Here is a 12,798-nt window from a genome sequence, read left to right as displayed (position 1 = left end):
TAAACAATGGCATCAACATGAAAAAAACATTACTGGCAGCGAGCGCTGTTGTGGCGCTTTCCGCTTCTTTCACCGCTGGCGCGGCAGAAACTGAAAAACCGCAGTACCTGTCTGATTGGTGGCACCAGAGTGTGAACGTAGTCGGTAGCTACCACACTCGTTTTGGACCGCAGATCCGTAACGATACCTATCTGGAATACGAAGCGTTTGCTAAAAAAGATTGGTTTGATTTCTACGGCTATATTGATGCGCCGGTCTTCTTCGGCGGCAACAGCACGGCGAAAGGTATCTGGAACAAAGGCTCCCCGCTGTTTATGGAGATCGAACCGCGTTTCTCTATCGACAAGCTGACCAACACCGACCTGAGCTTCGGGCCGTTCAAAGAGTGGTACTTCGCGAACAACTATATCTACGATATGGGCCGCAACGACTCTCAGGAGCAGAGCACCTGGTATATGGGTCTGGGTACCGACATCGATACCGGTCTGCCGATGAGCCTGTCGCTGAATATCTATGCTAAATACCAGTGGCAGAACTACGGCGCCTCCAACGAAAACGAGTGGGACGGCTACCGCTTCAAGGTGAAATACTTCGTTCCGCTGACCGACCTGTGGGGCGGTTCGCTGAGCTATATTGGCTTCACCAACTTCGACTGGGGTTCTGACCTTGGCGACGACAACTTCTACGATATGAACGGTAAGCACGCGCGTACCAGCAACTCTATCGCGTCCAGCCACATCCTGGCGCTGAACTACGCGCACTGGCACTACTCTATCGTCGCGCGTTACTTCCATAACGGCGGCCAGTGGGCTGATGATGCTAAGCTGAACTTCGGCGACGGCGACTTCAGCGTTCGCTCTACCGGCTGGGGTGGCTACTTCGTTGTCGGTTACAACTTCTAATTGCTGATACAGCAAGACAGCGCCCGGGACGCGTTTTACGCTTACCGGGCGTTTTTTTATCGCTCCCCACATCTCACCTTACGTAAGAAATCGCTCAGTGAACGGTCGGCGCACTCGCTGAAACGACGTTCGATCACCTTCACCTCCAGACAACGATCGAGACGAAAGTTACGATAATCACTGCGCAGTTCGCACCAGGCCACCAGCAGCCAACGCTCCCCCCAGAAAAATAGCCCCAGCGGCAGCACTTCACGCCGCGTTACCTGACCAGATTCATCCTGATAGTGAAGCTGCAACACCTGCTGATTGGATACGGCCTGATGGATAACGTCAAAATGGGTTTTAGCATAACGATGCGCGCCAAGGTCAGGGGCAAACAGCCGGGTCTGCTCCGCTTTGCGCCGCCGGTCTTCCGGCAAAATCGCCAGCATTTTTTCCTGAGCTGACTCCAACGACTGCGAAAGCGCATCTCCGCCCCAGGTCTTCAGTAGTCGAATCGCGGCGATTAGCGCTTCGGATTCTTTGCTGGTCAGCATCAGCGGCGGCAGATCATAGCCCGCCAGCAGACGATAACCGCTCCCGGCCTCGCCCTCAACCGGTACACCGGAGAGCGAGAGGTCGCGGATATCGCGATAGACGGTTCGCTCCGACACGCCCAACCGCTCCGCCAGCAGCGCCGCGGTGGTTAGCCGCCTGCCGCGCAGGATCTGTACAATCTGAAATAAACGGTCGGCGCGTCGGGTCATTTCTCGTTTCGCTAAATAGTCAGGTTAAACCGGTTGATGCAAACCTACGCGGTTACCTTCGCTGTCGGTAAACAGGGCGATGGTGCCAATATCATTCGGCAGCGCCAGCGGGCCAAATACGCACGCTCCTCCCGCCGAGGCGATACGATCCAGCGTGGCGGCCAGGTTGTCGGTATGCAGATAAATAATAGCGCCCTGCGGCGATGGCGCGATACCGTCAAATTTAGCCAACGCGCCGCCGGGAGCCGGATCCTGATGCGGGAAGACAGCCAGGTCCGCACAATCCATGGTTTCACGACGCAGCGTCACCTGCATTACCGGCTCATAAAACGCGACGGCGCGATCCATATCAGCGACCGGAATTTCAAACCAGTTAATCACGTTGTTCATACTTCCTCCTGCTCGTTAGTGAGTTCAGAAGCAGTGTACGAGAGGGCTCCTGACAGCATACTGTCAGCAGGTTTCTGGCGGGCAAAAAAAATCCCGGCCACAAGGCCGGGATTGCTTTATCTCAACTGAACCGATTACGGCAGAATGGACGGCTGATCCGCCCCTTCTTTTTCGACCTTCTGCTGGATCAGATGCTCGCGCTTCATGCCCAGTTTCAACGCCAGCGCGGACGCGACGTAGATAGAAGAAGCCGTACCGATGGATACACCGATCAGCATGGTCAGCGAGAAGCCTTCCAGAATCGGGCCGCCGAAGAGGAACAGCATCAGGATCACCATCAGGGTGGTACCGGAGGTGATCAAGGTACGGTGCAGCGTCTGGGTCAACGACACGTTAAAGATTTCGTACGGCGTACCGCGACGGATCTTACGGAAGTTTTCACGGATACGGTCCGACACCACGATACTATCGTTCAACGAGTAACCAATTACCGACATCAGTGATGCGACGATGGTCAGGTCAATCTCGATGTGGAACAACGACAGTACGCCCATGGTAATCACCACGTCGTGCGCCAGTGCAATAACGACCCCTGCCGCCAGTCGCCATTCAAAGCGGAAGCCGACATAGATAAGGATACACACCAGCGCCGCAATCAGCGCCAGAGCGCCGGTTTGCGCAAGGTCCGCGCCCACGCTCGGGCCAACGAACTCAATACGTTTCACCGTCGCGCTTTGGCTGGTCGATTCGTTAATCACGTTAACGACTTTGCTGCCCAGCTCCTGGCTGCCGTTGGCATCGTGTACCGGCGGCATACGCACCATGATGTCGCGGCTGCTGCCGAAGTTCTGCAACTGCGGCTCCTCAAAGCCTGCTTTCTGCAGCGAATCGCGCAGCTGGTCCATATCAACCGGTTTTTCGAGGGTAATTTCAATCACCGTACCGCCGGTGAAATCGAGACCCCAGTTAAACCCGCGGACGCCGATGATGGCGATCGACACAATCAGCAGAAAACCTGAAATGCCGAAGGCCCAGTAGTCCCAGCGCATAAAGTCCCAGACTTTACGGCCGTGGTTCAATTGTTCAACAGTATATTCCTGTGCCACAACGCACTCCTCAGATAGACAGCTTTTTCACGCGCTTGCCGCCGTACAGCAGGTTCACGATGGCACGGGTGCCGACGATAGCGGTAAACATTGAGGTCGCGATACCGATACCGGTAGTAATCGCAAACCCTTTAATGGCACCGGTACCGACCGCGTACAGGATGATAACCTTAATTAGCGTCGTCACGTTGGCGTCGAAGATAGAGCTAAATGCGCCCTTATAACCTTCGTCAATCGCCTGCTGAACGGTACGTCCGTTGCTCAGCTCTTCTTTGATACGCTCGTTAATCAGTACGTTAGCATCGACCGCCACCGCAAGGGTTAAGACGATACCCGCGATACCCGGCATGGTCAGCGTTGCCCCAGGAATCAGGGACATAATGCCGACAATCAGCACCAGGTTAGCAATCAGCGCGGAAGTCGCAATCAGGCCGAACTTCTTATAGAAGAAGATCATGAACAGGATAGAGACCACCAGACCGGCCAGACACGCTTCCAGGCCCTGCTTGATGTTCTGCATACCCAGAGTTGGGCCGATAGTACGCTCTTCAACGATCTGAATCGGCGCAATCAGGGCGCCCGCACGCAGCAGCAGAGAAAGCTGACGCGCTTCGGTCGGGTTGCTGATACCGGTGATACGGAAGCTATTGCCAAGGCGAGACTGGATATTGGCGATGTTAATCACCTCTTCCTCTTTCGCAAGGATAGCGCGACCGTTGGCATCTTTCTTACCGCTGTCTTTGTACTCCACGAACAGGGTCGCCATCGGTTTACCGATATTGTCCTTGGTGAAGTTAGACATGATGTTGCCACCCGCGCTATCGAGCGAGATGTTAACCTGCGGCTGGTTGTACTCGTCCATGCTGGAAGTGGAGTCAGTGATATGGTCGCCGGTCAGGATCACGCGCTTATACAGCACCACCGGACGGCCTTCACGGGTATCTTTCACTTCCGAATCGCCCGGTACGCGGCCAGAAGCGGCTGCGGACTGATCGACGTTGGTGTTCACCAGACGGAATTCCAGCGTCGCGGTCGCGCCAAGGATTTCCTTCGCACGCGCGGTATCCTGGATACCCGGCAGTTCAACCACGATACGGTCGGAACCCTGACGCTGCACCAGCGGTTCGGCCACGCCGAGCTGGTTTACACGGTTACGCAGAATGTTGATGTTCTGCTGAACGGCGTATTCACGGGCTTCTTTCAGACGTTCGTCGGTCATCACCGCTTTCAGCGCATTGTTACCCTGGCTTGAAATAACCAGATCGCGATGGCGCGGGCTGAGATAAGAGATAGCCTGGTCGCGCGCCGCGCTGTCGCGGAAGACGATGCTCAGACCGTAGTTGTCTTCCTTACGCACGGTGGAGTAAGGAATGCCTTTGTCACGCAGCTCGCTGCGCAGGCTATCGATGTTTTGTTCCTGCAGTTTGCCTAATGCGGTGTCCATGTCTACTTCCATCAGGAAGTGCACGCCGCCGCGTAGGTCAAGACCCAGCTTCATCGGCTCGGCATACATCGCCGCCAGCCAGCGCGGGGTAGCAGGAGCAAGGTTTAGCGCCACGACGTATTTGTCACCCAGCAGGTTAACCAGCGCTTCACGCGCTCGCAGCTGAGTGTCGGTGGTGTCGAAGCGCGCAAGAATTGCGCCCTCTTCCAGTGCCACAGACTTCGCGGTGATTTTTTCTTCTTGTAAAGTTTTCTGGACCTGGATCAGCGTTTGCTCACTGGCGGCGACGCCGCGCGCGCCAGTGATTTGAACAGCCGGATCCTCACCATACAGGTTGGGAAGCGCGTAAATCAGGCCGACGATAATCACGACGACCAGCATCACGTACTTCCACAAAGGATAACGGTTTAACACGGCAGTTCCCTTAGGGAAAATGGTAATTACAGCGCCTTCATGGTGCCTTTCGGCAGAACGGCAGCTACGAAGTCACGTTTGATAACCACTTCGGTGGTATCGTTCAGCGCGATAGCGATGTAGCCGTTTTCCGCGACTTTAGTCACGCGACCAACCAGACCGCCGTTAGTCAGGACTTCATCACCTTTGGCGATGGAGTTCATCAGATTCTTGTGCTCTTTAGTACGTTTCTGCTGTGGGCGCAGGATCATGAAGTAAAAAATCAGACCGAACACCACCAGCATCAGAATCAGAGACATTGGGCTGCCCTGCGCCGGCGCGCCGGTTGCTGCTACCGCATCAGAAATAAAAAAGCTCATTGAAATTCCCTCATTATTAAAATTAATCAACGTTCAAAGGAGGAACGGAACGCCCCTGACGTTGGTAAAAATCGGTCACGAAGCTCTCTAATTTACCCTCTTCGATAGCCTTGCGTAAACCAGCCATTAAACGCTGATAGTAGCGCAGGTTATGAATGGTATTGAGGCGCGCGCCCAATATTTCGTTGCAACGATCAAGATGATGCAAGTAAGCACGTGAATAATTGCGACACGTATAGCAATCGCACTCGGCATCCAGCGGCGATGTATCGCTTTTATGCTTCGCGTTGCGGATTTTCACTACGCCATCGGTCACGAACAGATGGCCGTTACGCGCGTTGCGCGTCGGCATAACGCAGTCAAACATATCGATGCCGCGACGTACCCCTTCCACCAGGTCTTCCGGTTTCCCGACGCCCATCAGGTATCGCGGTTTATCTGCCGGGATCTGCGGGCAAACGTGCTCCAGGATACGGTGCATGTCTTCCTTCGGCTCGCCGACAGCCAAACCGCCGACAGCGTAGCCATCAAAGCCAATCTCTACCAGACCTTTCACCGAGATATCTCGTAAATCTTCGTAAACGCTGCCCTGAATGATGCCAAAGAGCGCGTTTTTGTTGCCGAGGCCATCGAAACGGTCGCGGCTGCGCTTGGCCCAGCGCAGAGACATTTCCATCGAACGCTTAGCGTAATCCCAGTCCGCCGGGTACGGCGTACATTCGTCGAAGATCATTACGATATCGGAACCGAGATCGTACTGAATCTCCATCGATTTTTCCGGATCGAGGAAAATCGGATCGCCGTTGATCGGATTGCGGAAATGCACGCCCTGTTCGGTGATCTTACGGATATCGCCAAGGCTGAAGACCTGGAAGCCGCCGGAATCGGTGAGGATCGGCCCTTTCCACTGCATGAAATCATGCAGATCGCCGTGCAGCTTCATGATTTCCTGGCCCGGGCGCAGCCACAGGTGGAAGGTGTTGCCGAGGATGATTTGCGCGCCGGTGGCTTCAACTTCTTCCGGCGTCATCCCTTTGACGGTGCCGTAGGTACCAACGGGCATAAAGGCTGGCGTTTCAACCACGCCGCGATCAAACACCAAACGGCCGCGACGCGCGCGGCCATCGGTGGTATCAAGTTCAAATTTCATTATTGCTCCTGCGTCAGAAAAACAGTCCGACGTTTAAATACTCGCCACGGAATGATTCCGTAGCTAAAAAATGCGTCAAGGCGTCAGAAAGCCGGCGTGCCGGCCTTTTTAGGGACGCTCAGAAATAGCCTGCGGATTGTACGTGATAAACATCGCGTCCCCGTAGCTAAAAAAGCGATATTTTTGTTCTACCGCAGCCTTATAGGCGTTCATGGTGTGCTGATAGCCAGCGAAAGCGGAGACCAACATAATCAGTGTGGATTCAGGGAGATGGAAGTTAGTCACCAGCGCATCGATGACTTTGTACTGATATCCCGGATAGATAAAGATCTGCGTATCGGCAAAGAACGGCTCAATCAGGCCATTTTTAGCCGCCTGCGCCGCGCTTTCCAGCGAACGCACGGAAGTGGTGCCGACGGCGATGACGCGGTTACCGCGCGCTTTCGCCGCCAGAACCGCATCAACCACATCCTGCGGCACCTCCGCATATTCTGAGTGCATGATGTGCTCTTCGATGCTGTCGACTCGCACCGGCTGGAAGGTCCCCGCGCCAACGTGCAGCGTCACAAACGCCATCTCAATGCCTTTAGCGCGCAGTTTTTCCAGCAGCGGGTCGTCAAAATGCAAGCCGGCGGTCGGCGCGGCGACCGCGCCCGGCTTGGTGCCGTAAACTGTCTGGTACAGCTCGCGATCGGCGTGTTCGTCCGGGCGGTCGATATACGGCGGCAGCGGCATATGACCGATGCTGTTCAGAATATCGAGCACCGGGCGCTCATCGTTGAACTCAACTTCAAACAGTGCGCCGTGGCGCGCCAGCATTGTGGCGTTAATGCTTTCGTCATCGCCTAACAGCAGCTCCGCCCCCGGCTTCGGCGCTTTAGAGGCGCGAATATGTGCCAGAATACGTTTATCATCCAGCATTCGCTCGACCAGCACTTCAATCTTGCCGCCGCTGGCTTTACGGCCAAACAGACGCGCCGGGATCACCCGGGTGTTGTTAAAGACCAGCAGATCGCCAGGGTTGAGCTTATCGAGCAGATCGGTGAAAGTACCGTGCGTCAGCGCGCCCGTCGGCCCGTCCAGCGACAGCAAGCGGCAGCTACTGCGCTCCGGCTGCGGATAGTGAGCAATCAGGGATTCAGGTAATTCAAAGGAAAAATCGGTAACGCGCATGACGATGACTCAGACTAAATAAAGAGGCGGGTAGTCTAGTGCCGGGCGGGTCTTCCTGCAACCGTTACCCTATTCAACGCTGGATATAATAGCGGAATACCATGATTAACCAGCAAGAACGGCATGACCGTGTGAAGGATTGAAGTCGATATGAATTTTCTCGCGCATTTACATCTCGCCCATCTTGCGGATAGCTCGCTGCCGGGCAACCTGCTGGCCGATTTTGTCCGCGGTAACCCGCAGGGCGAGTATCCTGCGGATGTGGTTGACGGCATTTATATGCATCGGCGTATAGATGTAATGACCGACAATCTGGCGGAAGTTAAAACGGCGCGCGAATGGTTTCGCCCCGAGACCCGCCGCGTCGCGCCAATTTCCCTCGACGTCATGTGGGATCATTTCCTGTCGCATCACTGGGCGCAGCTGTCGCCGGATCTGCCGCTAAACGAGTTTGTGCGTTACGCCCACGCGCAGGTAGCGCAAATTCTGCCGGATTCGCCGCCGCGCTTTGTTAATCTCAACGAATATATGTGGTCCGAACGCTGGCTGGAACGTTATCAGGATATGGAATTCATTCAGCGCGTCCTGAACGGTATGGCCAGTCGCCGCCCGCGCCTCGATGCGCTGCGTGATTCATGGTACGACCTTGATAACCACTATGGGCAGCTGGAGCAGCAATTCTGGCGTTTTTATCCGCGAATGATGGAGCAGGCGAAAAAGAGAACGCTGTAAACCTTGCGCTTTCTCACAAAACGATTATTCTGAAAGCGCTATTGAATAATTATCAATAGGCAAAACCTATCTCATCGATTGTCAGCGCCGCATTGAGTTCCTGCCCGCCTCTGCCTATACTGGCCCGCGTTGCGTTCCAATTAACCTTAGTAATAACAGGAGAATCATATGGTTCTGGTTACTCGTCAGGCTCCGGACTTTACCGCTGCAGCAGTATTAGGTAACGGCGAAATCGTTGAGAAATTCAACTTCAAACAGCACACCAACGGTAAAGCTACCGTCCTGTTCTTCTGGCCAATGGACTTCACTTTCGTTTGCCCGTCTGAACTGATCGCTTTCGACAAGCGCTACGAAGAATTCCAGAAACGCGGCGTAGAAGTGGTTGGCGTTTCCTTTGACTCCGAGTTCGTTCACAACGCATGGCGTAACACCCCGGTAGACCAGGGCGGTATTGGCCCGGTTAAATACGCGATGGTTGCCGACATCAAACGTGAAATTCAGAAAGCTTACGGCATCGAGCATCCGGACGAAGGCGTTGCGCTGCGTGGTTCCTTCCTGATCGACGCTAACGGCATCGTTCGCCACCAGGTTGTTAACGACCTGCCGCTGGGCCGTAACATCGACGAAATGCTGCGTATGGTTGACGCGCTGCAGTTCCACGAAGAGCACGGTGAAGTTTGCCCGGCTCAGTGGGAAAAAGGAAAAGAAGGTATGGCCGCTTCTCCGGAAGGCGTAGCTAAATACCTGACCGAAAACGTATCCAGCCTGTAATCGGCTAGACGTTTCCATAAAAAGGCTCGCAAATGCGAGCCTTTTTTGTGCCTGTTATATTCGCTGTGAGCCCGATAAGCGCAGCGCCACCGGGCAAAAGTATCAGAACGCGAAGCAAGAACAGCCTAATACGCCCCAGAAAGCCTGCTCATCCGCCACCGGAATCGACGACTTGCGCGCAATATCATGCTGATGTCCGTGCACGCCGCAGCTGCCGCAGCACTGGTGCATCTGCACCACCGCGCCAATCTTCGCGGCCGCAGGCGGCGCCGAGCGATAATGCCCTGGCACTTTTACCACCGGCGACCACTCCGGCAATACCGGAATTGGCGGCGGCGCCAGCGGCGAGAAATGGCCGGCCGCGTACACCACCTTGCCATCAACGACGGTCAATACCGACTCAATACCTTTAATTTCCTCTTCCGCAACGCTGAAGTAGTCTTTTGACAGCACCACCAGGTCAGCCAGTTGCCCTTTCTCAATGCGTCCTTTTTTACCCTGCTCGCTGGAGAACCATGCGCTACCGGCGGTCCATAGCTCAAGGGCGACGTCGCGCGGCAAACGGTTGTTATCGTCGTACATCGCCATGCCGCCGACGGTACGTCCGGAAACCAGCCAGTACAGCGCGGTCCACGGGTTATAACTGGCGACGCGGGTCGCATCGGTACCCAAGCCTACCGGTACGTCCAGTTCCAGCATTTTCGCCACCGGCGGCGTATGTTTCACCGCCTCTTTGCCGTAGCGATCGACGAAATACTCGCCCTGGAAAGCCATCCGGTGCTGCACCGCGATACCGCCGCCTAGCGCCTTCACGCGTTCAATATTACGTTCGGTGATGGTCTCGGCGTGATCGAAGAACCAGTGCAGGCCGTTAAACGGAATATCGCGGTTCACCTTTTCGAACACATCCAGCATTCGGCTAATCGACTCATCGTAGGTGGCATGCAGACGGAAAGGCCAGCGGTGTTCCACCAGATGACGCACCACCCGCTCCAGCTCATCTTCCATGCCTTGCGGCAGATCCGGCCGCGGCTGCAGGAAATCTTCAAAATCCGCCGCCGAGAAGACCAGCATTTCACCAGCGCCGTTGGCACGATAGAAATCGGTGCCCTGCCCCGGCTTCAGCATATCGGTCCAGCGCTCGAAATCGTCCAGCTCCTGCTTGGGCCGCTGGGTAAAGAGGTTATAGGCGATACGAACGGTCATCTGCTCTTTGGCGTGCAGTTGCTCGATAATTTCGTAATCTTCCGGGTAGTTCTGGAAACCACCGCCGGCATCGATGGCGCTGGTTAATCCTAAACGGTTCAGTTCGCGCATAAACTGGCGCGTGGAGTTGACCTGCAGCTCAAGCGGCAGCTTCGGTCCTTTGGCCAGCGTCGCATACAGGATCATGGCATTAGGTTTGGCGATCAGCATTCCGGTCGGGTTGCCGTTGTTATCGCGAACGATCTCGCCGCCCGCCGGGTCCGGCGTCTCTTTGGTATAGCCAACGGCTTTCAGCGCCGCGCGGTTAAGCAGCGCGCGATCGTACAGATGCAGCACGAATACCGGCGTGTCAGGCGCCGCTTCATTCAGCTCTTCCAGCGTCGGCATGCGGCGTTCGGCAAACTGGAATTCGCTCCAGCCGCCGACCACCCTCACCCACTGCGGCGACGGCGTGCGATCGGCCTGATCTTTTAGCATACGCAGCGCATCCGCCAGCGATGGCACGCCTTCCCAGCGCAGCTCGAGGTTATAGTTCAGGCCGCCACGAATCAGGTGCAGGTGGGAGTCGTTAAGACCTGGGATCACCGTATGGCCTTTAAGATCGACAATTTGCGTCCCCTCGGCGGCGAACGTCATGATTCGATCGTGGCTTCCGGTCGCGAGAATTTTTCCATCGGCGATGGCCACGGCTTCCGCCAGTGGGTTCGCGCGGTCGAGTGTATGAATCTGACCGTGGGTCAGAATCAGTGTGGCAGTTTGCGACATAACGCACTCCTTTAAGCTGGTTGAGCTAGTTTTTTTTCAACCAACCGGCAAACAGACGGGTCACGATAGGCATCCACAACCAGACCACCAACGCGACCACCAGGGCATCGTTAATCAGATGCAGTAACAAGCTTCCCCGTAACTCCGGTAGCGCCATGCCGGTCAGCCATGGTACCAGGTTGGTACTTGGGAAGATGACCAGCAGGGTTATCAGGAACTGTTTCCAGCGCAGCGGCTGGCGAATATTGGCCGCAGGCGGGGTAAACCAGAACGCCGGTTCGGTGCGGATTTCGGTACGATCGCCATCATTGAGAAACGGCGCGATTTCCGCGACTAATTCACGACGGGTTTCCGACTGCGTCCAGGCGTAGAGATGTTCAATGGTGTCGAAGCGAATTATCACGCTCCAGAGATTTTGCCCGGCCGCCGGACGGATCACGTTGGCGCCAAGATGGCCGGGAAACTCCGCCGCAACCGGCATGATTTTGCCCAACCATGCTTCATACCGCTGGCCGTTTTGTGGATCGAGATGATGACTGATGACCAGCGTCACTGATTTCTGTTGCGCCATTAAGAGTTCCTTGCTTCAGGGGAATGACGGGATTTCTCCCGCCATCAGACATAAATGACAATACACAAAATCATTCATGCCGCATTGAGGCGGCAAGATTGCCCGCCCTCGAGCGCTGACATCAGCCAGTGACCGGGGCGGGCAAGCGAAGCCAACAAAGAGGCAGCTTGCAGGATGAAGTGTTTTAGGCTTTACGTTCCGGCGCGCCGTGCACCATGGTATAAGCATAATCCACGCCCATACCGTAGGCGCCGCTATGTTCGCGAACCAGATCCATCACCGCGTCATAAGTCTCTTTACGTGACCAGTCGCGCTGGTACTCCAGCAGGACCTGCTGCCAGGTCACCGGTACCGCGCCGGCCTGCACCATACGGTCGATGGCGCGCTCGTGAGCGTCAACGGAGGTACCGCCGGAGGTATCGGTTACCACGTACACTTCATAATCTTCTTCCAGCGCCATCAGCGCCGGGAAGGTCAGGCACACTTCAGTCCACAGCGCGGAAATAATCAGTTTTTTACGTCCGGTGGCTTTCACCGCATTAACAAAACCGGCGTCTTCCCAGGAGTTCATAGAAGTACGTTCAATCGGTTTCACTTCAGGATGAACCGCCAGCAGTTCTGGCCAGATATAGCCGCTGAAGCTTTTGGTTTCGACAGAGGTATAAATAACCGGAACGTTAAAAATCTTGCCCGCTTTGGCCAACGCGACGGTGTTATTTTTCAGCGTCTGGCGATCGATATTGGCCACACCAAAAGCCATTTGCGGCTGGTGGTCAATAAAAATAAGGGTGGAATTAGACGGATCAATCAGTTCACGAATAGACATAACACATCCTATTAATCAATTAGTTAGGAAGATAATACACTGCCGTTGTGCTGTGCTGATTGTGGCCAATAACGCATGATGAGTATAGTCAGTAATTTCTAACGAGTTATTAAAGAAATCTTTCCGTTTTAATTCACTTGAGTAAAAATAGTGACCGTTTGAATAATTAAAAAAAGACTAATCAAAAAATTAATGGGAACTGTTCTAATTTATTCACTGGAATTGAACATCGGCCTTCGGTAA

General features: G+C 54.9%; 13 protein-coding genes. 3 read left to right on the top strand and 10 right to left on the bottom strand.

Annotated features, from left to right (window positions below; all coding sequences use genetic code 11):
• Window positions 1-17 precede the first annotated feature (17 nt).
• The gene (locus tag EAE_RS12750; RefSeq protein ID WP_015367996.1) at window positions 18-902 is read left to right on the top strand and encodes a nucleoside-specific channel-forming protein Tsx; all 885 of its coding nucleotides are present in this window, start codon (window positions 18-20) and stop codon (window positions 900-902) included.
• 56 nt (window positions 903-958) lie between these two features.
• On the opposite strand, the gene EAE_RS12745 is transcribed toward EAE_RS12750, so the two are convergent.
• The 7 genes from EAE_RS12745 to queA all read right to left on the bottom strand — a co-directional run bounded on the left by EAE_RS12745 (window position 959) and on the right by queA (window position 7,684).
• Window positions 959-1,648 (bottom strand): helix-turn-helix transcriptional regulator, encoded by a 690-nt coding sequence (locus EAE_RS12745; RefSeq protein ID WP_015704560.1) that lies wholly within the window; start codon window positions 1,646-1,648, stop codon window positions 959-961.
• Between the two features lie 24 nt (window positions 1,649-1,672).
• A complete protein-coding gene (locus EAE_RS12740) occupies window positions 1,673-2,038 on the bottom strand; it encodes a VOC family protein (protein ID WP_015704559.1) in 366 nt (121 codons plus the stop codon).
• Between the two features lie 134 nt (window positions 2,039-2,172).
• Entirely contained in the window at window positions 2,173-3,144 is a 972-nt protein-coding gene (secF, locus tag EAE_RS12735) for a protein translocase subunit SecF (protein ID WP_015367999.1), read from the bottom strand.
• A gap of 10 nt (window positions 3,145-3,154) precedes the next feature.
• Window positions 3,155-5,002 carry a protein translocase subunit SecD gene (gene secD, locus EAE_RS12730; protein WP_015704558.1) on the bottom strand — a complete coding sequence of 616 codons (1,848 nt, stop codon included), beginning with the start codon at window positions 5,000-5,002 and terminating at the stop codon, window positions 3,155-3,157.
• Window positions 5,003-5,028: 26 nt separating this feature from the next.
• Window positions 5,029-5,361, bottom strand: a complete 333-nt coding sequence (yajC, locus tag EAE_RS12725) for a preprotein translocase subunit YajC (protein WP_003859109.1) — start codon at window positions 5,359-5,361, stop codon at window positions 5,029-5,031.
• 22 nt (window positions 5,362-5,383) lie between these two features.
• Entirely contained in the window at window positions 5,384-6,511 is a 1,128-nt protein-coding gene (gene tgt, locus EAE_RS12720) for a tRNA guanosine(34) transglycosylase Tgt (RefSeq protein WP_015368001.1), read from the bottom strand.
• A gap of 108 nt (window positions 6,512-6,619) precedes the next feature.
• Entirely contained in the window at window positions 6,620-7,684 is a 1,065-nt protein-coding gene (gene queA, locus EAE_RS12715; protein ID WP_015704557.1) for a tRNA preQ1(34) S-adenosylmethionine ribosyltransferase-isomerase QueA, read from the bottom strand.
• A gap of 150 nt (window positions 7,685-7,834) precedes the next feature.
• On the opposite strand from queA, the gene acpH reads away from it, so the two are divergent.
• Window positions 7,835-8,416 (top strand): ACP phosphodiesterase, encoded by a 582-nt coding sequence (acpH, locus tag EAE_RS12710; RefSeq protein WP_015704556.1) that lies wholly within the window; start codon window positions 7,835-7,837, stop codon window positions 8,414-8,416.
• A 168-nt stretch (window positions 8,417-8,584) separates the two neighbouring features.
• Entirely contained in the window at window positions 8,585-9,187 is a 603-nt protein-coding gene (locus EAE_RS12705; RefSeq protein WP_015368004.1) for a peroxiredoxin, read from the top strand.
• Window positions 9,188-9,289: 102 nt separating this feature from the next.
• Here EAE_RS12705 and EAE_RS12700 read toward each other — a convergent pair whose 3' ends face one another.
• The 3 genes from EAE_RS12700 to EAE_RS12690 form a co-directional block, all read right to left on the bottom strand.
• Complete coding sequence (locus tag EAE_RS12700) at window positions 9,290-11,158, bottom strand: amidohydrolase (RefSeq protein WP_015704555.1); 1,869 nt, start codon at window positions 11,156-11,158, stop codon at window positions 9,290-9,292.
• Between the two features lie 25 nt (window positions 11,159-11,183).
• Window positions 11,184-11,729 (bottom strand): antibiotic biosynthesis monooxygenase, encoded by a 546-nt coding sequence (locus EAE_RS12695; protein WP_015368006.1) that lies wholly within the window; start codon window positions 11,727-11,729, stop codon window positions 11,184-11,186.
• Between the two features lie 184 nt (window positions 11,730-11,913).
• The gene (locus tag EAE_RS12690; RefSeq protein WP_015704554.1) at window positions 11,914-12,555 is read right to left on the bottom strand and encodes a hydrolase; all 642 of its coding nucleotides are present in this window, start codon (window positions 12,553-12,555) and stop codon (window positions 11,914-11,916) included.
• Window positions 12,556-12,798 lie beyond the last annotated feature (243 nt).

This window comes from Klebsiella aerogenes KCTC 2190 (assembly GCF_000215745.1).
GTDB lineage: Bacteria > Pseudomonadota > Gammaproteobacteria > Enterobacterales > Enterobacteriaceae > Klebsiella > Klebsiella aerogenes.
Note: the sequence above shows the minus strand (reverse complement) of the source record. Positions and strands in the feature narration are given on the sequence as shown.